Origin of the sequence: Dactylosporangium sp. NPDC051485 (genome assembly GCF_040682015.1) — a bacterium.
Classification (GTDB): domain Bacteria; phylum Actinomycetota; class Actinomycetes; order Mycobacteriales; family Micromonosporaceae; genus Dactylosporangium.
The window spans coordinates 119,336-142,231 of the sequence record NZ_JBFAZW010000011.1; the positions used below are offsets into that span (position 1 = coordinate 119,336).

At 71.8% G+C, this 22,896-nt stretch carries 16 protein-coding genes; 7 read left to right on the forward strand and 9 right to left on the reverse strand.

Annotated elements, in window-relative coordinates; genetic code table 11:
- Positions 1 to 132 precede the first annotated feature (132 nt).
- The gene (locus AB0M46_RS08875) at positions 133 to 4,506 is read right to left on the reverse strand and encodes a choice-of-anchor D domain-containing protein (RefSeq protein ID WP_363333980.1); all 4,374 of its coding nucleotides are present in this window, start codon (positions 4,504 to 4,506) and stop codon (positions 133 to 135) included.
- A gap of 300 nt (positions 4,507 to 4,806) precedes the next feature.
- On the opposite strand from AB0M46_RS08875, the gene AB0M46_RS08880 reads away from it, so the two are divergent.
- From AB0M46_RS08880 to AB0M46_RS08890, 3 genes are read left to right on the forward strand one after another with little or no spacing between them, the layout of a single operon-like run.
- The gene (locus AB0M46_RS08880; RefSeq protein WP_363333981.1) at positions 4,807 to 6,294 is read left to right on the forward strand and encodes a glycosyltransferase family 39 protein; all 1,488 of its coding nucleotides are present in this window, start codon (positions 4,807 to 4,809) and stop codon (positions 6,292 to 6,294) included.
- A 7-nt stretch (positions 6,295 to 6,301) separates the two neighbouring features.
- Positions 6,302 to 8,251 carry a glycosyltransferase family 2 protein gene (locus AB0M46_RS08885; RefSeq protein WP_363333982.1) on the forward strand — a complete coding sequence of 650 codons (1,950 nt, stop codon included), beginning with the start codon at positions 6,302 to 6,304 and terminating at the stop codon, positions 8,249 to 8,251.
- On the forward strand, positions 8,248 to 9,510 hold the full coding sequence (locus AB0M46_RS08890; RefSeq protein ID WP_363333983.1) for a glycosyl hydrolase: 1,263 nt from the start codon (positions 8,248 to 8,250) through the stop codon (positions 9,508 to 9,510). Before AB0M46_RS08885 ends, AB0M46_RS08890 begins: the two co-directional genes overlap by 4 nt.
- Before the next feature lie 30 nt (positions 9,511 to 9,540).
- Here the strand turns inward: AB0M46_RS08890 and AB0M46_RS08895 are convergent, their stop codons facing one another.
- Both AB0M46_RS08895 and AB0M46_RS08900 read right to left on the reverse strand, forming a co-directional pair.
- Complete coding sequence (locus AB0M46_RS08895) at positions 9,541 to 9,696, reverse strand: hypothetical protein (protein ID WP_363333985.1); 156 nt, start codon at positions 9,694 to 9,696, stop codon at positions 9,541 to 9,543.
- 88 nt (positions 9,697 to 9,784) lie between these two features.
- Positions 9,785 to 10,594 carry a methyltransferase domain-containing protein gene (locus AB0M46_RS08900; protein ID WP_363333987.1) on the reverse strand — a complete coding sequence of 270 codons (810 nt, stop codon included), beginning with the start codon at positions 10,592 to 10,594 and terminating at the stop codon, positions 9,785 to 9,787.
- Positions 10,595 to 10,672: 78 nt separating this feature from the next.
- Between AB0M46_RS08900 and AB0M46_RS08905 the strand changes: the two genes are divergently transcribed.
- Complete coding sequence (locus AB0M46_RS08905; protein WP_363333989.1) at positions 10,673 to 11,650, forward strand: hypothetical protein; 978 nt, start codon at positions 10,673 to 10,675, stop codon at positions 11,648 to 11,650.
- Between the two features lie 66 nt (positions 11,651 to 11,716).
- Here the strand turns inward: AB0M46_RS08905 and AB0M46_RS08910 are convergent, their stop codons facing one another.
- Positions 11,717 to 12,307 (reverse strand): hypothetical protein, encoded by a 591-nt coding sequence (locus tag AB0M46_RS08910; RefSeq protein WP_363333991.1) that lies wholly within the window; start codon positions 12,305 to 12,307, stop codon positions 11,717 to 11,719.
- 232 nt (positions 12,308 to 12,539) lie between these two features.
- On the opposite strand from AB0M46_RS08910, the gene AB0M46_RS08915 reads away from it, so the two are divergent.
- Complete coding sequence (locus tag AB0M46_RS08915) at positions 12,540 to 12,947, forward strand: pyridoxamine 5'-phosphate oxidase family protein (protein ID WP_363333993.1); 408 nt, start codon at positions 12,540 to 12,542, stop codon at positions 12,945 to 12,947.
- A 307-nt stretch (positions 12,948 to 13,254) separates the two neighbouring features.
- Positions 13,255 to 14,238 carry a nitroreductase family protein gene (locus AB0M46_RS08920; RefSeq protein WP_363333995.1) on the forward strand — a complete coding sequence of 328 codons (984 nt, stop codon included), beginning with the start codon at positions 13,255 to 13,257 and terminating at the stop codon, positions 14,236 to 14,238.
- A gap of 100 nt (positions 14,239 to 14,338) precedes the next feature.
- Here the strand turns inward: AB0M46_RS08920 and AB0M46_RS08925 are convergent, their stop codons facing one another.
- The 5 genes from AB0M46_RS08925 to ppdK form a co-directional block, all read right to left on the reverse strand.
- Positions 14,339 to 16,927, reverse strand: coding sequence for a cation-transporting P-type ATPase (locus tag AB0M46_RS08925; protein ID WP_363333997.1), 2,589 nt, complete (start codon positions 16,925 to 16,927; stop codon positions 14,339 to 14,341).
- 167 nt (positions 16,928 to 17,094) lie between these two features.
- A complete protein-coding gene (locus tag AB0M46_RS08930; RefSeq protein ID WP_363333998.1) occupies positions 17,095 to 17,844 on the reverse strand; it encodes a hypothetical protein in 750 nt (249 codons plus the stop codon).
- Entirely contained in the window at positions 17,841 to 18,722 is an 882-nt protein-coding gene (locus AB0M46_RS08935; RefSeq protein ID WP_363334000.1) for an ABC transporter ATP-binding protein, read from the reverse strand. Before AB0M46_RS08935 ends, AB0M46_RS08930 begins: the two co-directional genes overlap by 4 nt.
- Positions 18,719 to 18,928 (reverse strand): PLDc N-terminal domain-containing protein, encoded by a 210-nt coding sequence (locus tag AB0M46_RS08940; protein WP_363334002.1) that lies wholly within the window; start codon positions 18,926 to 18,928, stop codon positions 18,719 to 18,721. Before AB0M46_RS08940 ends, AB0M46_RS08935 begins: the two co-directional genes overlap by 4 nt.
- Before the next feature lie 150 nt (positions 18,929 to 19,078).
- The gene (gene ppdK / locus AB0M46_RS08945) at positions 19,079 to 21,724 is read right to left on the reverse strand and encodes a pyruvate, phosphate dikinase (protein ID WP_363334004.1); all 2,646 of its coding nucleotides are present in this window, start codon (positions 21,722 to 21,724) and stop codon (positions 19,079 to 19,081) included.
- Positions 21,725 to 21,841: 117 nt separating this feature from the next.
- Between ppdK and AB0M46_RS08950 the strand changes: the two genes are divergently transcribed.
- The coding region (locus AB0M46_RS08950) for a pyruvate formate lyase family protein (protein WP_363334006.1) at positions 21,842 to 22,896 on the forward strand (1,055 nt) is incomplete at its 3' end.

Below are 22,896 nucleotides of genomic sequence, written 5' to 3' on the forward strand. Positions count from 1 at the left end.
TACACCCGTCGGCCGGGCACATAAACTCGGCGGCCGGCGGCCCGATGCCCGGGCCGCCGACCGCGGCTACTGCTTTCCCGCAGTCGATGCTGGTCGACTACGTGCGGGTGTACCGCTGACGCGGCAAGCCGCTCAGTAACTGATGTTCACGTTGCTCACTTCGTGCACGTCATTGGAGCCGCCCGTCGCGCCGCTGAAGCCGACCAGCGCGCTGGCCGGCAGGGCGACCGTCGTGTCGAGGGCCTTCACGCCGTCGATGCTCACGATCAGGTTGCCCGAGCCGCCGGCCGTCACCTGCACGGTGTGCGTGCCCGCCCGCAGGTTCGGGATGGCCGTCGCGGTCGCCGCGAACGTCAGGTTCCGGCCGGCGCCGGCGGTGCTGATCCCGACGAAGTTGTTCGACGGGTAACCGGGCTGCGGGTACGTCACGAACGCGACGCACACCCCGGAGAGGCCGGAGAAGCCCAGGCCGCCGCCGCCCTGCCCGACCGACGTCGGCCCGCTCTTGGTCGCATCGAGCAGCATGAAGCTCAGCCCGTCCGCGCCCGTGCCGTCGCCGATCCTGATCGTGAAGGTGGCGTTGAGCCGGACCGGTGACAGCGGCGTCGCGTAGATCGCCGTGCCGGTCTGCTCCGGCTGCGCCGCCGTGAGCCGGACGGTGCCGCTGGTGATCACCGTGGAGCCGTTGGCCGTCCAGTTCGCCGCCGGCGGGGCCGGCAGGGTCGAGGTGGTCGCGCCGCTCACGATCTGGACGTTGCGCACGGCGTGCACGTCGGTGAAGCCGCCGGTCGAGGCGGCGAAACCGGCGAGGGCCGTGGGCTTCAGCGCCGGCACCGCCGTGCTGAGCACCTGCGTCCCGTCGATCAGCACCGTCACGGTGGTGCCGCTGACCTGGATCTTCACGTCGCGTGCGGACGCGCGCAGGTCCGGGATGTTGGTGTTGCTGGCGAGGAACGTGATGCCGCCGCCCGCGGTGCAGACCGCGATGCCGACCCAGTTGTGCGAGTCGATGCCGGCCTCGGGGTAGGTCAGGAACGAGACCCCGACCGCGGGCAGGCCGCTCCAGCCGAGCCCGCCGCCGGCCCCGCCCACGCTGGTCGGCGCGGCGGTCGGGTCGGTCAGCAGGAACGTGGTGCCGTCCGCGCCCGTGCCGCCGTTGTTCGTCATGTTGAACTGGGCGGTCAGGCCGTTGGTCGTGACCGGGCTGGAGTAGAGCACCGTGCCGGCCTGCTGCATCTGCGCGGGGGTCAGCACGACCTCGGCGCCGTTGGCCGCCGCCGAGCCGTTGAACCGCCAGCCGGTGCCCGGCGCGGGCAGGTTGGTGGTGCCCGAGCTGATGGCCACGTTGTTCACCGCGTGCCGGTCGGTCGCACCGCCGGTCGACGCGGTGAAGGCCAGCAGCGTGGAGGCCGGCAGCGTCACCGTCGCGTTGATGACCTGGGTGCCGTCGATCGACACGGCCAGCTTGCCCCCGGCCGTGCTCACCGTGATCTGGTGGGTCCCGGTGCGCAGGTTCGGGATGCCCGTCGACGTGGTCACCCACGTCAGCCCGTTGGCGTTGCCGCCGGTGCTGACCCCGATGAAGTTCGCGGACGGGTCGTTGGGGCCCTGATAGGTGTCGAGCGCGACCGCGACGCCGGGCAGGTTCTGCACGCCCAGCCCGCCGCCGCCCGCGCCCAGGCTGTTGACGGTGTTCGACGAGGCGTCGAGCAGCGCGAAGGTCATGCCGTCGGCGCCCGAGCCGCCGCCGATGGAGGCGGTGAACGAGGCGGTCAGGTTGGCGCTGGGCAGCGGGGTGGAGTACACCGCCGAGCCCTTGCGATCCGCTGCGGCCGGGGTCAGCACCAGGTCGGAGCCGTCCATGGCCGCTCCGCCGTTGAGCACCCAGCCGCCGCCCACGACGCTCGGCAGCGGCGAGCCGCTCGACGGGTTGGTCGCGGTGCCGGTGACCGCGATGTTGTGCGCGCCGTTGCCGTCGTCGGAGCTGATCACGTAGAGGTTGTTGAAGGTGCCGGCGGCCGTCGGGGCGAAGGTCACCTGTACCTGAACCGTGTCGTCCGGCGCGAGCACCAGGCCCTCCGGCAGCGGCGTGTTGACCACGAAGGGCAGCGCCGGGGGCGCGGCCTTGGTGATCGTGACGTTCAGGTTGCCGGTGTTGGACACCGTCAGCGTCTTGGTGGCCGAGAGCCCGACCGGCACCGAGCCGAAGCTCAGCGACGCCGGATCGATGGTGAGCTCGGCGTGGCCGGTGACGCCCGCGCCGGTGAGCGCGACCGTGGCCGAGCCGTTGGGGCCGGTCACCACGATGCTCGAGGTGTTGGCGCCCGTCGCGGTCGGCTTGTACGTGACGCCGACGGCCACCGACTGTCCGGGGGTGACGACGAGGCCGGTCGCGGGCAGGCCGGTCGCCGCGAACGGGGCGCCCGGCGCGGTGACCGCGGTCACCGTCTCGTTGGCCGAACCCGTGTTGGTGAAGCTGGCCGTCAGCGACTTTGTGGCGCCGACCGGCGTGTCGCCGAAGTTGAGCTGGGGGGTGTTCACGGTGAAGCCGGGTTTGACGCCGTACCCCTGCAATGTCGTGCCGAGGGTAACCGTGTTGCCGCCGTCGGTGATGGTGAAGTTCAGCGTGCCCGTCGACGAGCCCGGGGTCGTCGGCGAGAAGGACACCGGCACGGTGATCGACTGGCCGGACTGCAGCGTCACCGGCAGGGTCGGTGGCGTGGCCCCGAACGGCGCCGCGGTGGCGACACCGGTGACCGTGACCGTGCGGGTCGCGGTGGCGGTGACCGTGCCGGTGCCGGTCTGGCCGACGTTGACGTTGCCGAGGCTGGTCTGGGTGGTGGTCAGGCCGGCGGTGGTGGGCTGGCCGAAGCCGTAGATGTAGCCGTCGCGGGTGCCCGCGTAGACGCGGCCGTTGGAGCTGGCCGGGCTGGCGAACTTGCTCGCGGTGCCGATGGGGAAGCAGCGCAGCAGCGGAATCTGGTTGTTGACCGGAACGGCCCGGTAGGCGCACAGGCGGCCGTTGCTGCCGTTGGGCCCGTCGGTGTTGGTGACCCAGACGACCGCCGATCCGGGCGTCGTGGCGTTGGAGGTCACGATCGGCGAGCCGGCCGTGTAGCCGAAGTACTCCGCGGAGTTCCCGGCCAGCGTCAGCGCGGGCTTGCCGTCGCCGCCGACACCGTACTTGAACGCGAGCATCGAGCTGTACGACTGGACCATGTAGATGTAGCCGCCCTCGCCGCCGTAGACGGCCGGGTGGTTCCAGAAGCCGTGGTAGGGCCCGAGGTTCTGCACGACGTTGTCGCCGCCGTTCGCGCCCTGCCCCTTGCCGCCGAGGTTGTCCCGGTTGAGCAGGTAGACCCGGCCCTCCTTGCCGACCTGCACCATGAGGTGCGGGATGGCGGCGGTGCCGAAGTACTGGTCGGGCAGCGCGACCGGGCCGCCGCTGCCGAGGTCCTGGTCGTTCTGGTCGAGCGTGGTGGCGTTGTACGGCGCGAAGAAGTCCTTCGACGAGATGACGCCGTTGGCGTCGACGCCGAGCCGGACCACCGACTGCGACAGGGTGCCCGGCACCGGCGAGCCGGGGCCGTTCGGCGGGGCGATGCCGTTGCCGGTGGCGACGAACATGCGGCCGTTGCCGTCGGACATGATGCCGCCGCCGGAGTGCCAGATGCCGGCCTGCTTGCTGCTCGGGCCGACCTCGTCCGACCACAGGTTGATGGCGCCGTTGCCGGTGTTGACGCCGGCCACCCAGCCGACGTAGGAGCCGTAGTCGCACAGGCCGGCGAAGGCGAGGTACACGACGCCGTTCATGAGCAGCAGGCCGGGCCGGTTGTTGACATCCTTGGCGGCGAACGGGTGGTCGGGGTCGTTGGCCGGGGTGCCGACGATCTTCACCGGCCAGCCGGCCCGCTCGGTGCCGTCGGCGACGCTGATCGCGTGCAGGTACCAGTTCGGGTGGTTCGCGTCGGGGCCGTCGTTGACCTTCGTGCTGATGTACACGTAGCCGCTGGACGGGTCGTAGACGCCGGTGGCGGTGCTGCCGATGTTCGGGGTGAGGTCGGCGCAGCCGGTGGTGGCGGCCGGCCACGCGGGGCCGAGGCTGCGCTGCCAGGCGATGGTGCCGTTGACCGCGTTGAGGCCGTATACGTAGTTGTCCTCGGTGGCCGCCACGACGGTGTTGGCGATGACGAGCGGCTGCGCGTACACCTGGCCCTGCACCTTGGTGGCGAACAGCTGGCCGAAGTTTCCGCCGGTCACGGTTGCGGGCGACAGGTTCGGCTCGGCCGAGTCCCAGCCGGTGCGCAAGGTGTCGCCGGAGACGGTGTAGTTGTCGGCGCGGGCGGCGGGCACATGGCCGAACGGCCCGGCTGCGAGCAGCCCGGCGATCAGCGCCAGCGCGGTCATGATGCGGGTGTTGCGGTGGAGCCTGCGGGTCGGGTGTCGATGGTGCGCGACCTCGAGGTCGCGCGAGACTTCGTGCCGGGGAGACCAGGCGCGGCGCATTCCGTCGTCCTCCAGTGAGCGGGACGCCTCGGGGAGAGTCGAGGCGTGCAACCGGTGCGCGACATTACACATTTCCCGAGGAGAATGCGATTCTCTAATCCGCTCTGGCGGGTCCGCTGATCTGCGGTAATCGGGGAGTATCGGCCCACATTGACCGTAGCCATCGCAGACCGGGTTACACGGTCGACACCGACAGCCGCTAGGCTCGCCGAGCGACGACGGAAGCTGCAAGATTGCCGATCAGCGGGGCGAGGCGTGACAGTGCGGGACGAGACCGCGATCATTCCCAGGTTGCGGGCCATGAAGCTGCCCAGCGTGGACCCCTGGGGCGAGGACTGGTACGCGCCGGACGAGCTCGACATCAACCGCAAGCGCCTGCCGCGCTACTTCGACCTGCTGCCCTGGGCCGTGCCGGGTCTCGTCATGGGGCTGGTGGGCGGCATCGCGCTCGGGCGTCCCGCGCTGTGGTCCGACGAGCTGGCCACCTGGGGCATGGCGACCACGCCGTGGGCCGGTATGTTCAAGGTTCTGCAGTATGTCGACCTGATCATCGGCCCCTACTACGCCGTCGCTCACGCCTGGTCCGACGTGGGCGGCACGTCGGACGCGGCGATCCGGGTGCCCTCGCTGCTGGCGATGATCGGGGCGGCCGCCCTCATCGGCGCGCTCGGCACCAAGCTGGGTGGCCGGCGGGTGGGCCTGCTGGCCGGGCTGCTCTTCGCGGTGCTGCCGGGCTCGTCGCGCTATGCGCAGGAAGCGCGCACCTACGCCCTGGTCACCTTCTTTGCCGTCCTGGCGACATTTGCGCTGGTCAGTGCCGTGAAGAAACCGCACTTCGGACGGTACTGCGGCTATGTGCTCTCGGTGATATTCCTCGGCGTCCTGCATCCGATCGCCCTGCTCCTGCTGGGTGCGCACGGCTGGGTGGTGTTCGCGCAGTACCGCCGGCAGACCGTCGCGTGGCTGAGCAGCGCATTTCTCGGATGCCTACCGGCATTGCCGCTGCTCTACCTCGGTAATAAACAGAAAGCCCAGGTCTCGTGGATTCCGGCGCCCGACGGCCAGACGCTGCTGGAGTTCCCGAACGAGCTCGCCGGCGTGACGGCGGCCGGCGTCCTGCTCCTCGCGCTCGGGCTGTTCAGCCTGCCGTTGCGGCGCCGGGCCGCGTTCTACACCGCCTGGGCGATCCTGCCGCTGCTCGGCCTGTTTGCCGCCGGGCAGTTCACGCCGCTGTTCCTGGCCCGGTACCTGCTCTTCACGCTGCCGGCCTGGGCGCTGCTCGCGGCGGCCGCGGTCGGGCGGGTCCGGCTGGTCTGGGGCCTGCTGGCGGTCGTCGCCGTGGCCGCGATCGGCATCCCGCAGCAGCTGGCCATCCGCGAACCCGACGGGCACGGCGAGGCCGGGCACGAGCTGGCCGCGATCATCGCGGGCAACAGCCATGAGGGCGACGTCATCGTCTACGGCATGACCGACGCCGGTGGCAACTGGGTGGGCCGGGACACGGTCACGCACTACGTGCCGGCGGCACAGCGGCCCAGGGACATCCTCGCGACGAAGCCGTCCCGGGCCGATGGCAACCTCGCCGCCGAGGAGTGCCAGGACGTGGCCAAGTGCCTCGGCGGGGCTCCCCGGGTGTGGGTGATCCGGCTCGGGTACGCCCGAGACCCCCTGACCGCGCTCGACGGCGCCAAGGAGCCCGTGCTGCGCGAGCGATACCAGGTCACCCAGATCTGGCGGCCGCGCGGCTTCACGGTCGCGCTGGCCACCCTGACGAACCCGGCCGGATGAGGAACCGATGACTGCAGCCATCAGGCGCTCGCTGGACAAGGGCTCGCCGCCGGCGCCGGAGGTCTCCCTCCGGCAGCGGCGCAACGTCGCCATCCGCAAGGCCTACGTGAAGTGCGCCGAGACCGCCGGTGCGCCGATCGCGCCGACCCGCCCCGACCAGACGGTGCAGTTCCGCCCCGTGCTCGGCGCCGGCGGGCGGCTGATGCTGACCCTCTTCACCCTCGCGTCCGCCGGCAGCAGCCTGTTCTTTCTCGGCTGGCTGCTGCTGCCCGAGCACGTGCCGGGCGGTGTGGTGCAGGGCGGCAGCGGCTGGCAGCTCGCGATCGCGCGGGTCAGCTACATCCTCATGATCATCGTCGAGCTGATCCGGTTCATGCAGAGCCTCACCGTCATCGCGTTCGCGTACTTCGCGAAGGACCCGGTGCCGATGGACCCGCCGATCGGCCTGCGGGTGGCGCTGCTGACGACGATCGTGCCGGCCAAGGAGCCGATCGAGGTCGCCGAGCGGACGCTGCGCAAGATGAAGCAGGTGTTGTACGCCGGCAAGGTCGACGTCTGGATCCTGGACGAGGGCGACGACCCGGCGGTGAAGGCGATGGCGGCCCGCATCGGGGTCCGCCACTTCAGCCGGAAGGGGCGGCCGGAGTACAACCAGCCCGCCGGCGAGTTCCGGGCGAAGACCAAGTCGGGCAACCACAACGCCTGGCGGGCCGAGCACGAGCACGACTACGACGTCGTGGCCAACGTCGACCCCGACCACGTGCCGATGCAGAGCTTCCTGGAGCGCACGGTCGGCTACTTCCGCGATCCCGACGTCGCGTTCGTGGTGTCGCCGCAGGTGTACGGCAACATGTATCAGAACTGGGTGGCGCACGGGGCTTCCGTGCAGCAGTACCTGTTCAACGGCATCATCGCCCGCGGCGGCAACGGCATGGACGCGCCGCTGCTGACCGGCACCGGCCACCTCTACCGGCCCGCGGCAATGCGCCAGATCGGCGGATACCAGGACTCGATCATCGAGGACCACGTCACCAGCATCAAGATCCACACCGCGGTGAACCCGGCGACCGGCAACCTCTGGAAGGGCGTCTACACCCCCGACGTGCTCGCCATCGGCGAGGGCCCGACCTCCTGGGCCGACTACTTCAACCAGCAGAAGCGCTGGGCCTACGGCGTCTGGGAGATCCTGCTGCGCCCGGACCTGCGCAAGTCGGAGCAGCTGCCGGCCAAGCGGCGGTGGCAGTACCGGCTGTTGCAGTTCTACTACCCGAGCGTCGCGGTGAGCCTGCTGCTGGGCAACACCGCCACCGCCGTCTATCTGCTCACCGGCGTCAGCTCGGTCAAGCTCGACGGCAACGTGTGGATGTCGCTGTGGAGCCTCACCCTTGTCACATGGTTCGCGCTGCTGTTGTGGTTGCGGCGCTACAACGTCGCCCCGCACGAGCGCGAGGAGGTCGGCATGCCGGGCATGGGCCTTGCCCTCTTCGCCGGCCCGATCTACGTGGCGGCCGGCACGGCGGCCCTGCTGCGGCGCAAGCTGGCGTTCGTCGTCACCGCGAAGGGCAAGCTGCGCACCACCGAGTCGCTCGGCACGTTCAAGCTGCACTTCATGTGGGCGGCGATCGCCGCGGCGTTGCTCGCGGCCAGTTTCCTCGGCCACCACGACTTCACGCTGCTGCGGATCTGGGCCGGGCTGACCCTGGCGACCGGACTGGTGCCGCCGGTCGCGGCGATGGTGTCGAGCATCAGTGCGCGCCGGCATGCGGAGCCCGACATCGTCGAGCAGATCCGGCATCCGCAGCCCGGCGACCCGACGGCGATCCTGCCGGTCATCCGGGACTACGCGCCGTACCAGCAGCCGTCCGTCCCACGCCAGCGTCCCCCGCAGGAATCGGCCCCGGACACGCCTGTCCATCCCCCGGCCGAGCCGTACATGCCGCAAAGGAGGCAGCGGTGAAGCCGACCGGCCCGCGCGTCTTCGCGACGATCTTCCTCGGCGCCCTGGCCGGTTACACGTTCTTCCTGGCGCCGAAGTTCGGCATCCCGGCAGTCGTGCCGGTGTCCGACGGTGCCCCGCCGGTCGTGGGGGCCACGGCGAGCTCGAACCGCCCGCAGTTCCCGCCGGAGGGTAAGACCTTCATCGGCGTCACCACTGTCGCGGGCGCGCACGACTTTGCCGCCGTCGACGGCTTCACCAAGGCGGCCGGCCACGCACCCGCCGCCATGATGATCAACGACGGCTGGGCGGCGCGCGCATTCAACCGGGCCGACCTGGACAAGGTCGCCCAGCGGGGCATGCTGCCGATCGTGAGCTGGGAGCCGTGGAACTACCGCGACGACACGGTCGCGAAGGACGGCTCCCACTCGGATCAGCCGGAGTACCAGCTGTCGAAGGTCGCGCGCGGGGACTACGACCAGTACCTGAAGACGTACGCGAACGGCGTCAAGGGCCTCAGCTACGCGATCGGCATCCGCTTGGCCCACGAGATGAACGGCTTCTGGTATCCGTGGGGTGCCGGCGTCAACGGCAACCAGCCCGACGACTACATCCGGATGTGGCGCCACGTCCACGACGTGATGGCCCAGGCCGGCGCGACGAACATCGTGTGGATCTGGAGCCCGAACATCACGTACGACACCAAGAACCCGCTCCGCGAGCTGTACCCGGGCGACGAATACGTCGACTGGCTGGGATTGTCCGGCTACTACGGCACCGCCGGCACGACGACCTACCGCACGCCGGAGGCGGTCTTCGACCCCACGCTGGCCCAATTGCGCAGCTTCACCCACAAGCCTCTGGTCATCACGGAGACGGGCGCAACCAACGTATCGGGCCAGAAGGCGCAGTGGATCCAGGATTTCGCACGGTACCTTCCGAAGCATCCGGACATCATCGGCTTCATCTGGTACGAGGCGGTCCGCGAGACCGACTGGAAAATCGCAACGTCCCCGGACGCGGGCAAGGCGTTCACGACACTGGCCAGCGACCCGCGCTACGACGTGAAATGGACGTCGAACGCCACCCCCCGCCTGACCGCCGACCTCCCGGACGCGGTCTCGCCCCCACCGCCGCCGCCGACGGTGGCCCACACCACGAGCAAGGCAAGCCCGACTTCGCGCGCAACGTCAACTCCGACGAAGACGAAAACGGCCGGCGCGCCGACGCAGTCCTCGCAAAACCCGCCGACGGGCGCGCCGACCACGGACGTGCCATAGGCGATTGTTGATGATCTCGTCGAATGCTCGCTAACGGCGAGAGAGGAAGCGCCCGCCGAGAAACGCCGACGGAACCGAAGCGGCGAAAAGGACGATCTCCTGCAATCCGTGGGCCCGGCTGGCGAACCAGGCGAGCGCAGCGGCCGCACCGAGGAACACCGCAGCGGCGCCCCAGCGTTTCCCCATGCCGGTAGCCTGCCACGGGGAAAAGTGGTTCGGCAAACGTGCTGGTTAGACGCCGCTGAATGCCTTCAACGGCTGCCGCGCGCGTCAATCATGTGCCGATTTCTGGCTTGCGGCCCCAACAGATCGCGGTTGCGAAGGCGAAGTCGAAGAAGTCCGGATCGTCCAGGAGACGGAGTGTTTCGTCGACCGCGGGCAGCGCTTCAGGCGCGTGGTCAGCGATTCGGGGGCGTAGCTGGGTGAGGGTGTGGGACCAGCATTGCGCCGAGGCGTTCCGGCCACCGGTCGCTGGAATGTGCACCGAGGCCGAGACCTGCGCGAGTCCATGCTGTTGCAGGGGCGCGGGGAAGGCGCGCGGCCATGCGGTGTCGGTGCCGATGGTCGCCGCCAGCGTCGATTCGATGGCGTGCATGGCGTCGCGAAAGGCCGGTGTGGCGGATGAGTCGATGGGAAAGCTGGCGATGGACTCGATCACCAGCAGGCCACCGGGACGTAACGACCGGCACAACTTGGCGAGGACGGTGTCCCGTTCGGGCAGATGTTCCAGGACGAATCTGGCATGGATGAGGTCGAACGCCGATACGGGGAGCGGGTCGAAGACGATGTCGTGCTTCGAGACGCTCAGGTTGGGCGCGGTGAGGGGTTCGAGCCATCGCGTGTCGATGTCGGTCGCCAGGACGCTGCCGCCCGTGACCTGTCCCGCCAGCCACGTCGCGACCGTGCCGGCACCTGCGCCGACTTCCAGGCAGTGCCAATCGGGGCGCAGGCCGAGTTCGCGGAGAGTACGCGTGGTGGTGTGGTCGGCGACCTCCGCCATCGCCATGAGTCGCTCCCGCTCCCCATGCCAGTCGGGACTCAGGGCCGATTCACCGTAACGTTCCGGGACCGTCATGGCGATCATTCAACCGTATCGGCCAGAAACGGATCGTGGCGCTGCTCGACAGCCGCCGCCATCATCGAGGTGTCGACTGGGAAGTGCATGGGGGAGGGCGACACAGTGGCCGATGCGGCGGAAGCTCGACTGAGCGGACTGGGCGAAGAACTTCGGATGTTGCTCACGGACAAGCGGACGGCGCGTGCCTTCCGGCTGCTGCGCCGGCCGTACGTCGCATCGGAACTGGCGTCGCAAACCCTTACCGTTGCCGCTCGACGCGCATGGTCCGGATCAGCAGCGGCTGGAGGGACTGGTCCGGACCTGCGTGGAATGTTGGAGCGAGACGGCAGCCTGACGCCGCAGCGGCTGCACGTGGCCAGGGCGGTGGTCGACTCGACCGTGTCGGTGGCCGATTTTCCAAGCGTTCCGCTGCTGGAGCAGGACCTCGTGCTGGTCCTGCTGGCCGGTCTGATCCGCGACGCGAACCTCCCGGACGAGGAACTGGTGGAGCTCATCCGCACCGGTGAATGGAGATTGGCCCGGCTGGCCGTGAATCCGCGGTACCGGATCGGGCTGCGCATCCTGGCGCTGCGGCGCTTCGTCCGCCAGGCCGATCTGGCCCGGCGGACGGATGACGGCCCGGCGCCGCGAACCGTTATCGGCCGATATCTGAAGGCGATCATGCAGTTCGACCTCGCCGCGGTGAAGAAGTACGACGGCGGCGTCGACCGGGAAAGCGAGGTGGCCGTCGTGGAAGCGGCATTCACGGCGTTGGTCCGGCGGCTGTTCCCGGCGGCGCCGCAGCCATCGCAGACGGCCGCGCTGGCCGTCCGGGCGGCCGCCCGGTGCAAGTCGCCGCTCATCTCACCCGACGAGATCACGGGCCTGATCCGGGCCGAGTTCGGCGCCGTCGACGACGATGCCGAACTCGGCCCGGGAGAGCGCTTCTCCGCGAAGATGGCGGCGCTCGCCGAGATGGCCGAAGCGTACGGCCTGCTGCTGGCCGAGGTCCGCGACCTGGTCGTCGCGGCCGAACAGTCGGCGTTTCAGGACGGCTGGCAGCCGACGCTGGTCGGCGCGTGACGGCGCATCGCGTGCACCACCACGGAGGCCCGGGCCGCCGGGCCCGGGCCTCGCCGAACGATGTGATCAGATGAGCCAGCGGTTGCGCTGCACGAAGGGCAGCTTCGCCCACCAGCGGCCGAGGCCCCAGGTGTGGCCGGTGTAGCCGGCGGCCAGGACGATCATCACCACGGCGTAGATGAAGTGGTAGTCGGTCAGCGGGTTGGTCGAGCCGCTAGGGGCGCCCGTCGCGGTGTGCTGGGCCAGGGGGAACTCGGCCAGCCACATCATGGCCATCATCAGGGTGCCCGAGGCGGCCGCGATGCGCAGGCCGATGCCGGAGACCAGCGCCAGGCCGACGCCGAGCAGGCCGAACATGAACAGGCCGTTGGCCCACCAGGTGCCGGCCATCGAGTGGAACGCGGACTGGAGCGGGCCGGCGTCGACCGAGGACAGGAAGCCCTTGGTCGGGTTGCCGCCGTTGATCCAGGCCTTCGCCGACGGGGTCGCGTACCCGAGGCCGAACAGCTTGTCGGCGAACGCCCACAGGAACACGAACCCGGTGGCGTACCGCAGCACCGCCAGCGCCCTCGCGGCGGTCCGGGTGAGCATGCTGCCCGGTGCCTCGACCCGCTCGAGGTGGTTGGCGCGGGTGTGGTGGATGTGCGAGGTGCTCATGGCCGCTGCCTCCTGTCTGGCCTCTTCGATGGCTTCAGCATGCTCCCCGCGGCGCGCGGGCGCCTGTGCCGAAAGGCTCGACCCGACCGGACCGAGGACCCGCCGCCGGGCCGGACGTCCGTCCCGCGGTCCGCCGTCGGCGGCGTGCCGCGGCCCTTCCGTGCGGGACCTTTGCCCCTGGCGGCCCTGGCGAGGGATGAGGAGAGTCCTGGGGTACACGAGGAGGGAATCAATGGCGCCACTACAACCGCTGGGCCGGGATCGTTGCCTGGAGCTGCTGGCCTCGGTGCCGGTTGGCCGGGTCGTGTTCACGCTGCGGGCGCTGCCCGCGATACGGCCGGTGAACCATCTCGTCGACGGCGACACGATCGTGATCCGCACCGGCCTGGCGACGAGCCTGGCCTCGGCGGCCATCGCCGACGGAGCCGTGGTGGTCGCCTACGAGGCCGACGAGATCGACCCGGACCACCGGTCCGGCTGGACGGTCGTGGTGACCGGCGCCGCCCGGCTGATCCTCGACGAGGAGCGGCTGGCCCGCTATGAACCCGCGATCGAGCCCTGGGCGGACGAGCCGATGACCTGCGTGATCGGCATCGACTGCGACCTGGTGACCGGATACCGGCTCGCGTCGGCCGGGTAGGCGGTCCCGCCGCGACGGGACGTCCGGCCCGTGCGACGGCCGGACTCCGGTGCCACGGTGGAGCGTGCCCTCATCGCCGCCCTGCGCGCCCCGTACGGCGACTTCCGCGACTGGGAGGACGTCCGCCGTTGGGCCCGCGGCATCGCCGGCGCCCTCACCCGGTAAGGGACACTGCCCGGTCTCCCCGGCGGCGATCACGGGCACCCCGGTCCCGCGAGGTTGTGACGTTCGGCCCTGCCGGCCGGTGCCGGTGAACGGTAATCGTGGAGCCAGATGCAGCCGGGCGTACCGCCGAGGGGAGCAGGCCATGACTCAGCCACCGCGCGCCGAGATCGATCAGATCGCCGAGGCCTCGATCGCCGCGCTGCGCGCCCCGTCCCTGTTCAACAGCCAGCCCTGGCGCTGGCGCCTGGTCGGCGGCCACGGCGAGCTGTGGGCCGACCGTTCCCGGCAGCTCACCGGCCTGGACCCCGCCGGGCACCTGCTGCTGCTCAGCTGCGGCGCGGCCCTGCACCACGCGACGGTGGCGATGCACGCCGCCGGGTACACCGCGGACGTGGTGCGCGTGCCGGACCCCGACCGGCCGGACCTGGTGGCCCGGCTGCGGCAGGGGGCGGCGTGCGAGCCCGACGACCGGCTGTACCGGGCGATCTACCGCAGGCGCACCGACCGGCGCCCGTTCGGCGACGAGCGGCCCGGGCCCGCGGCGCTCGACGAGCTGCGCGCGGCCGCCGAGCGGCACGGCGTGCACCTGCACGTGGTGCGCGAGGACCAGGTGACCGCCTTCGCCGCGGCGGTGGCGCGCGCCGGGGCGATCGAGCACGCGGACCCGCGCTTCCGCGACGACGTGCTCGCCTGGACGACCCGGGCGCGCCCGGACCGCGACGGCGTGTCGGCGCGCAGCATGGTCCCGCCGACGCCGCGCACCGTCGCGCCACGGAACTTCGCCGTGGCCAGGCCGGCGGCGTTGGAGCCCGGCCCGGGCACCGATCGGGGCACGGTGTACGTCGTGCTGGCCATCGATACCGACGAGCCGCACGACTGGGTCGCCGCCGGCGAGGCGCTGTCCGACGTGTGGCTGACGCTCACCGCGCACGGCCTGGCCGCCTCGCCGATCAGCGAGGTGATCGAGGTGGACGCCGTCCGCACCGCGCTGCGGCGGGTGCTCGGCGGCGTCGGTAACCCAGCGATCGCGATGCGCGTCGGGGTTACCGTCGCCGAGGCTGACCCCGTTCCAGCCGCCGTACGCCGCTCCGGCACCGACGTGGTCGGACTGCCGGGACAGCTGTGAATCGCACCTGACGTCCGCCGCGGCCAGAAGGCGGACGCCGGGGCTTGATGCCGTACCGCAGCGGCAGCTCTGCGATCCCGCCCGGCCGTGCCGATGCAGATCAGGCGGTGCCGCGATGCTGGCGCGGGCCGCGGTGCACGACGCGGTCGAGGCGGATCGCCGCGTAGCCGAGGCTGGACGGGGCGCAGATGGCGAGCAGGTCAAGGACGGGTACCGGCTCGGTGCCCAGGAGATCGTTGAAGATCGGCAGGTAGAGGCCGGCGAACTGCAGCGCAAGTGCGGCGCCGACCGCGACGAGCAGCACGGGGTTGGCGCGGCTGCCGGGCCGGGCCCGGGAGCCGAGGGCGACGGCGAGCTGGGTGGCGCCAAGGGCGAAGAAGGCCATGCTCTGCCACGGCCGGTCGGTGGCGTGGGCCCACACGGCGATGCCGAGGGTGACGGCGGCGATGACGACGCCGACGCGGAGGATGCGCTGCCACAGCCCGGCGCCGAGCACGGATTCCGCCGGCGGGCGGGGCGGGCGGTGCATCGCGTCGGGTGGTGCGGGTTCGCTGCCGAGGGCGACGCCGGGCAGGCCGTGGGTGAGCAGGTTGACCCAGAGGATCTGGGCGGGCAGCAGGAACAGCGGCAGGCCGAGGAAGGGCCCGGCCAGCATGACGGCGATCTCGGCGGTGCCGCCGGCGAGGGCGTAGAGCAGGAAGCGGCGGATGTTGGCGTACACCCGGCGGCCCTCCTCGGCGGCGGCGACCACAGTGGCCAGCTCGTCGTCGGCGAGGACGAGGTCGGCGGCCTGGCGGGCGACCTCGGTGCCGCCCAGTCCCATGGCGACGCCGATGTCGGCGCGGTGCAGGGCGGGCCCGTCGTTGACGCCGTCGCCGGTCATGGCGACGACGTCGCCGGCCTCGCGGCGGGCGGTGATGATCTCGAGCTTTTGCTCGGGGGTGGCCCGGGCGTACACCCGCGAGTCGCCCGGCTGCCCGGGTGCCCAGGCCTCGCGGCAGTCGACGACGGCGTCGCCCGCGTCGATGATGCCGACCTCGGTGGCCACGGCGCGGGCGGTGGCGGGGTGGTCGCCGGTGATGAGCACCGGGGTGATGCCGGCTCTGCGGCAGGCGGCGATGGTGGCGGCGGCCGACGGTCGGGCGGGGTCGTGGATGCCGATGAGGCCCAGCAGCCGCAGCCCGTGTTCCCAGGCCTCGGGTGGCGGGACGGCCGGGTGGTGGGCCCGGGCGACGGCCAGGACGCGGTACCCGTCGGCGGCGAGCGTCTCGGCGCGCGCGACGGCCCGGGCGATCGTGTCGGCGGGCTCGTCGAGGTATGCCGGGTCCAGCAGGATCTCGGGCGCGCCTTTGCACACGACGTCCGCGCCGCCGTCGGGCCGGCGGTGGACGGTGGTCATGCGCTTGCGGACGCTGTCGAACGGCAGTTCGCCGACGCGCGGCGGCGGTGCGGAGGCATCCGGGAGGAGCTTGGCGGCGGCGGCCAGCAGCGCCGCCTCGGTGGGGTCGCCGAGCGCGGTCCAGTCGCCGTCCAGTGTGCCGGGTGGTTGCAGGGTGGCGTCGGTGCACAGGGCGGCGCTGGCGAGGAGGCCGGCGATGTCGGGGGCGGTGTGGGCGGTCACCGGTCGCCCGTCGCGGCGGATCGTGCCGGCGGGGGCGTAGCCGCGACCGTCGACCTCGGCGTCACCGGTGGGGGTCCAGAGCCGGCGGGCGACCATGCGGCCCTCGGTGAGGGTGCCGGTCTTGTCGGTGGCGATGACGGTGACCGAGCCGAGGGTCTCCACCGCGGGCAGGCGGCGGATGAGGGCGTGGCGGGCGGCCATCCGGCGGGCGCCCAGGGCCAGCGCGAGGGTCACCACGGCGGGCAGCGATTCCGGTACGGCGGCGACGACGAGACTGATCGCGGTGACGACCATGAGCTCCAGCGGCTCGCCGCGCAGCAGTCCCAGCGCCAGCACCACGGCGGACAGCACCACGGCGGTGATCGCCAGGACACGACCGACGCCGACCAGGCGGCGTTGCAGCGGGGTCAGGCCGGTGCCGGTGGCCAGCAGGGCGGCGATGCGGCCCATGGCGCTGCGCGGCCCGGTGGCGGTCACCAGGGCGAGGCCCCGGCCGCGGACCACCACCGTTCCGGAGGAGACGAGGGCATCGGGGTGCCCGCGGCCGTCGCCGTCCGGCGGCGCCGCGCTCTTGTCGACCGGCACGGACTCGCCGGTCAGCGCGGCCTCGTCGACCAGCAGCGCGGCGGCCTCCACGACGGTGGCGTCGGCGGGCACGATGTCGCCCTCGGCGAGGACGAGCAGGTCACCGACGACGACCTCGGTCGCGGCGACGAGGCGCTGCTGCCCGTCGCGCACCACCCGCGCCTCGGGCGCCGTCATCGTGGCCAGGGCGGTAATGGCCTGGTCGGCCTTGACCTCCTGCACGACACCGACGGCGGTGTTGACGACGATGACGAGCGCGATGACGGCGACGTCGGTCCAGTCGCCGGTGAGGATCGTCAGCGCGATCGCGACCAGCAGCACGATGACGAGCGGGTCCCGCAGTTGCGTGAGCACCCGCCGCCACACCGCGACGCGCTGCGCCGTCGGCAATGCGTTGCGCCCGTCCCGCTCGAGCCGCGCCGTTGCCTCCGTGGACAGCAGTCCGGCGACCTCAGTTCGTGGGGCCTGCAGCTGACTGGCCATGTTCCCCTCTCCTACGCCGCCGGTTCACCGCAAGGATCTCGCTGTCCAGCCTGATCACGAGCGGTTGCGACGTACCAGGGTGGCGTTGCCGACTGGATGTCCTTGCCGCATCGACGCTATCGATCGTGCGCCGGGCCGGGCAGGGCCGAACGTCCCGTGCCTGCGCCTCAAATCTCGCGGCGCCGGCCGAGGGCGATCGCGCCGGCGAGGGCCGCGGCCGACAGCGCGGCGGCGACCGCGGCGGCGGGCAGGTAGCGGCTCGGCGCGGTGCCGTTGACGACGCCGGGTAGCGCGCCGGAGAGCGTTGTCGGCAGCCAGCGGCCAATGCCGCCGATGTTGTCGGCGAGCGCCATGGCGATCAGGACGGTGAGGGCCGAGCCGGCGGTGGCGAGCACGCCACGGACGAGCGCCGCGGCCAGCGCGACGAGGGCGACGGCGAAGGCCAGGAACAGCGCCGCGAACCCGATCCCGGCGAGCATGCGGGCGACCGGCAGCCGGCCGAGCAGCACGGCGGTTTCGTACCAGGCCGCGACGGACCCGCAGACGAGCGCGGCGACGGCCGCGCCCGTACTCACCGCGTACGCGGGCAGGATGACGGCCTCCACACCGCGGACGCGGGTCCGCAGGAACACCGCCATCTCGCGCCGGGCGTCGAACGCCAGCGCGGACGCGGCGACGAGGACCACGACGAGCAGGCCGATCTGCGAGACGTTGCCGGCGAACTGGGCGATCCCGTCGACCGGTCTGGGCTCGGGGAACTCGATCCGCACCCCTTCGGTGCCCACGGCGCCGAGGATCTCGCTCAGGTACCGTGCGCTGAGCGGGCCGGTGAGCCCGAAGAACAGATACACGCCGAGCAGGGCGACCAGCCGCCTGGTCCGGGTCAGGCGCAGCCATTCGAGGCGCCAGAGGCTCATGACGTCAGCTCCAGGAACACGGACTCGAGGTCGGCGGCCAGCGGTTCGAGGCTGACCAGCCGGGCGTCGCAGGCGGCCAGGACCCGCGGCAGCTGCAGCTCGGCCTCCGGCAGGGACCGGACGCCGACGCGCAGCCCGCCGTCGGGCTCGGCTTCGACGCCGGTGACCCAATCCTCGCCGCGCAGCCGCTGGAGCACCGCGGCGACCGGCTCCCGCACGCGGACCCGGTACGCGGGGATGGCCCGGCCCACCAGCAGGCTGTCGAGGCTGCCCTGGAAGAGCAGCCGCCCGGAGCGCAGGATGCCGACGGTGTCGCAGACCTCCTGGACGTCGGCGAGGATGTGGCTGGACAGGATCGTGGTGGAACGCACCCGCAGCCGCAGGATCAGGTCGAGCACCTCCCGTCGCCCGGCGGGGTCGAGCGCGGAGGCCGGCTCGTCGAGCAGCAGCAGGCCGGGTTCGCCGATCACGGTCGCGGCGATGCCGAGCCGCTGCAGCATGCCGCGGGAGTAACCGCCGACGCGGCGGTCGGCGGCGTCGACGAGGCCGGCGTCGTGCAGCACCTCGTCGACGCGTGCGGCGGGCACCTCGGCGCCGACCAGCTCGCGGGCGAGCGCGACGACCTCCCGGCCGGTCAGCCAGGGATCGAACTGCGGCGTGTCGGGCAGCAGCGCGACCCGCCGGCGAGGCAGTGGGCAATCGACGGCGCCGGCGGTCGGCCGGCGCAGGCCCGCCAGGATCGCCAGCAGCGTGGTCTTGCCCGCACCGTTCGGGCCGACCAGGCCGTAGACGCTGCCCTCCGGCACGGCGAGGTCGACGCCGTCGAGCGCGGCATGGCTCCCGTAGCGCTTCGACAGCCCGGCGGTGCGCAGGATCATCGGTGGTCCCGGCCGATGAGCAGGTACACGACGCCCCCAAACGGGATCGAGACCAGGCACACGATCGCCCACAACCATTTCGGGAGGTAACGGACCGAGGACCGGCTCAGGTCGAACAGGCAGTAGGCGACGAACCCGACCGCGGCGACCGCGAACGGTATCAGCGCGGCCGTCGGCACCGTGTCGGCGAATGCGAGTGTGCGCATACACCATCGTGCGGCCGGGCCACCCCGGTGAGCCAGGGCCGAAGGTCCTGACGCGACCACGGGTCGGTGCCGGTGGTGGCGGGACGCCGTGTGCAGGTCGCGGACGGGCGGGTCCGCGGCGGGACGGTCGTCCCGCCGCGAACGCCCGGATCAGCGGGTGTCGGAGCCGGTGGCGCTGATCGCGCTACGGCCGGCCTCGAGCCGGGCCACGGGCACCCGGAACGGCGAGCAGGACACGTAGTCGAGGCCGGCCTCGTGGAAGAAACGGATCGAGGCAGGGTCGCCGCCGTGCTCGCCGCAGACGCCGATGTGCAGGTCCGGTCGGGCGGCGCGGCCCTCGGCGACGGCGATGCGGATCAGCCGGCCGACCCCGTCGCGGTCGATGGACTCGAACGGCGAGACGCCGAAGATGCCCAGTTCGAGGTACCGCGTGAAAAATGCTCCTTCGACGTCGTCCCGGGAGAACCCCCAGCCCATCTGGGTCAGGTCGTTGGTGCCGAAGGAGAAGAAGTCGGCGGCGCGGGCGATCTCGCCGGCGGTGAGCGCCGCCCGCGGGACCTCGATCATGGTGCCGATGCGCGCGTCGACGCCGATCTCGCGCAGCAGCCGCTGCGCCTCGTCCCGCACGGCCTCGAGCTCCTGGACCGCGCCGACGAGCGGCACCATGATCTCGGCGTGCGCGCCGGGCACCTGGGCGGCCGCCTCCGCGACGGCCCGCACCTGCATCGCGAACAGCCCCGGAATGACGAGGCCGAGGCGCACCCCGCGCAGGCCCAGCATCGGGTTCTCCTCGTGCATGCGGTGCACGGCGTCGAGCAGTTCCCGGTCGTGGCCGGGATCCTCGCCGCGCTCGTCGGCGCGGGCGACCCGCACGGCGAGGTCCTCCAGCGGGGGCAGGAACTCGTGCAGCGGCGGGTCGATGAGCCGCACGGTCACCGGCAGGCCGGCCATCTCGCGGAACAGGCCGGTGAAGTCGTCGCGCTGCAACGGCAGCAGCTCGGCGAGGGCGGCGTCGCGCTGTTCGGGGGTGCGGGCGAGGATGAGCCGCTCGACGAGGGTGCGGCGGTCGCCGAGGAACATGTGCTCGGTGCGGCACAGACCGATGCCCTGCGCGCCGAAGCGCCGGGCCCGGGCGGCGTCCTCGGCGGTGTCGGCGTTGGCGCGCACGGCGAGCCGCCGCCGCTTGTCGGCGTGGGTGAGGAGCCGGTCGACGGCGCGGATCAGCGGATCGGCTTCGGGGGACAGCGTGCCTTCGAAGTAGCGCATCGCGGGCGAGGGCTGGACGGGGACCTGGCCGAGGTACACCCGGCCGGTCGTGCCGTCGATGGAGATGACGTCGCCCTCGGACACCACGTGCCCGTCCACCGTGAACTGTCGCTTGTGGGGGTCCACGCCGATCGCGTCGGCGCCGCAGACACACGGCTTGCCCATGCCGCGGGCGACGACCGCGGCGTGGGACGTCTTGCCGCCGTGGCTGGTGAGGATGCCCTGGGCGGCGATCATGCCGGGCAGGTCGTCGGGGTTGGTCTCGCGGCGTACCAGGATGACGGGCGTGTCCGCCTCCGCGGCGCGGTGGGCGTCGAAGACCGCGGCGCCGACGGCCGCGCCCGGTGAGGCGGGCACGCCGGCGGCGACGGGCCGGGCGCCGCGCGAGAGGTCGAAGGCGGGGAACATGAGCTGGGCCAGCTGGGATCCGTTCACCCGGGTCAGCGCCTCGTCGAGGTCGATGACGCCCTCGTCGACGAGATGGCTGGCGATGACGAACGCGGCGGCCGCGGTGCGCTTGCCGACGCGGGTCTGCAGCATCCACAGCTTGCCGCGTTCGATGGTGAACTCGATGTCGCAGAGGTCCGTGTAGTGCGCTTCGAGCGTGGCCATGATGTTCAGGAGCTCGTCGTAGCAGGCCTTGTCGCGCTGCTCGAGCTCCTGCAGCGGCGTGGTGTTGCGGATGCCGGCGACGACGTCCTCCCCCTGGGCGTTGGCGAGGTAGTCGCCGTAGACGCCGCGCTCGCCGGTGGCCGGGTCGCGGGTGAACGCGACGCCGGTGCCGGAGTCGGCGCCGAGGTTGCCGAAGACCATGGCCACGACGTTGACCGCGGTGCCGAGGCTGTCGGGGATGTGCTCCTGACGGCGGTACAGCACCGCCCGCTCGGCGTGCCACGAGTCGAACACGGCGCGGACCGCCTGGTCGAGCTGCTCGCGGGCGTCCTGCGGGAACTCCTCGCCGGTGTGCGCGGTGAAGATGTCCTGGTACCGCCGGACGAGCCCGCGCAGCGCCGCGGCGTCCAGGCCCGTGTCGTCGGCGGTGCCCGCCCGCGCCTTGGCCTCCCGCAGCGCGTGCTCGAACACCTCGCCGGGCAGGCCGCGGACGGTCTTGCCGAACATCTGGATGAGCCGGCGGTAGGAGTCCCAGGCGAAGCGCTCGTCGCGGGCCCGGGCCGCCAGGCCGCCGACGGTGGCGTCGGTCAGGCCGACGTTGAGGATCGTCTCCATCATGCCCGGCATCGAGAACTTGGCGCCGGAGCGCACCGAGACCAGCAGGGGGTCGGCGGGGTCGCCGAGGCGGCGGCCGGCCTGCCGCTCCAGACCCTCCAGGTGCAGGGCGATCTCGTCGGCCAGGCCGAACGGCTCGCGGCCGGTGCGCAGATAGGCACGACACGCGTCGGTGGTGATCGTGAAGCCCGGCGGCACCGGCAGGCCCAGGTTCGCCATCTCGGCGAGGTTGCCGCCCTTGCCGCCGAGCAGGTCCTTGAGATCTCGTCCGCCTTCGGCGAAGTCGTAGACGTACTTGGTCATGGCACACCTCCACGCTCGAAGCTAGGCCGCGCGCACCGCCGCGCGTAGGGCCGACGGCCCGGGCGGCCGGGGACTTCGGCCCTGCCCGTCCACGGCGAATCCGGCAACGCTTGGGGCATGACCACCATGAGCCTCCCCGCTGACACCCAACTGGCCGCCTGGCGCGGTTTCCAGGGCGGGCGGTGGCGCGACGAGGTCGACGTCGCCGGCTTCATCCGTGCCAACGTCCGGCCGTACACCGGGGACGGGGTGTTCCTCGCCGGCCCGACCGAGCGCACCACCCACATCTGGGGCCTGCTCACTGCGATGTTCCCGGCTGAGCGGGAGCGTGGCATCTACGACGTCGACGCGCGCACCCCAGCGTCGATCACAGCCCATGCGCCCGGGTACATCGACCGGGACCGGGAGCTGATCGTCGGGCTGCAGACGGATGCGCCGCTGCGGCGGGCCATCATGCCCTTCGGCGGGCTGCGCATGGTGGAGAACGGTTTGCGTGCCTACGGCTACGAGCTCGACCCGGCCGTCAAAGAGATCTTTACGCGGTACCGCAAGACCCACAACGCCGCGGTGTTCGACGCCTATACGCCGCAGATCCTGGCCGCGCGCAAGGCTCACGTCATCACTGGCCTGCCCGACGCCTACGGCCGTGGCCGGATCATCGGCGACTACCGGCGCGTCGCGCTGTACGGCGTGGACTTCCTCATCGAGGCGAAGCGGCGCGACAAGGCGTCGCTGGACCACCACGCCGCGAGCCCCGACGTGGTGCGCGACCGCGAGGAACTCGCCGAGCAGCTACGCGCCCTTGGAGAGCTCAAGGCGATGGCGGCCTCCTACGGGTACGACATCTCGAAGCCGGCCCGGACCGCGCGGGAGGCGATCCAGTGGCTGTACTTCGGCTATCTGGCGGCGACGAAGGAGCAGAACGGTGCCGCGATGTCGCTCGGGCGGACCTCGACGTTCCTGGACGTGTACCTCGAACGCGACCTCGCCGAGGGCACGCTGGACGAGGCCGGGGCGCAGGAACTTGTCGACGATTTCGTCATCAAGTTGCGCATCATCCGGTTCCTGCGCACGCCGGAGTATGACCAGTTGTTCTCCGGTGACCCGACCTGGGTGACCGAGTCGATCGGTGGTGTCGGCTACGACGGCCGGCCGCTGGTCACGCGTACGTC

Coding starts and splice junctions, on each gene's coding strand:
- AB0M46_RS08875 (WP_363333980.1), bottom strand. CDS start 4,506: ATGCGCCGCGCCTGGTCTCCCCGGCACGAAGTCTCGCGCGACCTCGAG.
- AB0M46_RS08880 (WP_363333981.1), top strand. CDS start 4,807: ATGAAGCTGCCCAGCGTGGACCCCTGGGGCGAGGACTGGTACGCGCCG.
- AB0M46_RS08885 (WP_363333982.1), top strand. CDS start 6,302: ATGACTGCAGCCATCAGGCGCTCGCTGGACAAGGGCTCGCCGCCGGCG.
- AB0M46_RS08895 (WP_363333985.1), bottom strand. CDS start 9,696: ATGGGGAAACGCTGGGGCGCCGCTGCGGTGTTCCTCGGTGCGGCCGCT.
- AB0M46_RS08900 (WP_363333987.1), bottom strand. CDS start 10,594: ATGATCGCCATGACGGTCCCGGAACGTTACGGTGAATCGGCCCTGAGT.
- AB0M46_RS08905 (WP_363333989.1), top strand. CDS start 10,673: ATGGGGGAGGGCGACACAGTGGCCGATGCGGCGGAAGCTCGACTGAGC.
- AB0M46_RS08910 (WP_363333991.1), bottom strand. CDS start 12,307: ATGAGCACCTCGCACATCCACCACACCCGCGCCAACCACCTCGAGCGG.
- AB0M46_RS08915 (WP_363333993.1), top strand. CDS start 12,540: ATGGCGCCACTACAACCGCTGGGCCGGGATCGTTGCCTGGAGCTGCTG.
- AB0M46_RS08920 (WP_363333995.1), top strand. CDS start 13,255: ATGACTCAGCCACCGCGCGCCGAGATCGATCAGATCGCCGAGGCCTCG.
- AB0M46_RS08925 (WP_363333997.1), bottom strand. CDS start 16,927: ATGGCCAGTCAGCTGCAGGCCCCACGAACTGAGGTCGCCGGACTGCTG.
- AB0M46_RS08930 (WP_363333998.1), bottom strand. CDS start 17,844: ATGAGCCTCTGGCGCCTCGAATGGCTGCGCCTGACCCGGACCAGGCGG.
- AB0M46_RS08935 (WP_363334000.1), bottom strand. CDS start 18,722: ATGATCCTGCGCACCGCCGGGCTGTCGAAGCGCTACGGGAGCCATGCC.
- AB0M46_RS08940 (WP_363334002.1), bottom strand. CDS start 18,928: ATGCGCACACTCGCATTCGCCGACACGGTGCCGACGGCCGCGCTGATA.
- ppdK (WP_363334004.1), bottom strand. CDS start 21,724: ATGACCAAGTACGTCTACGACTTCGCCGAAGGCGGACGAGATCTCAAG.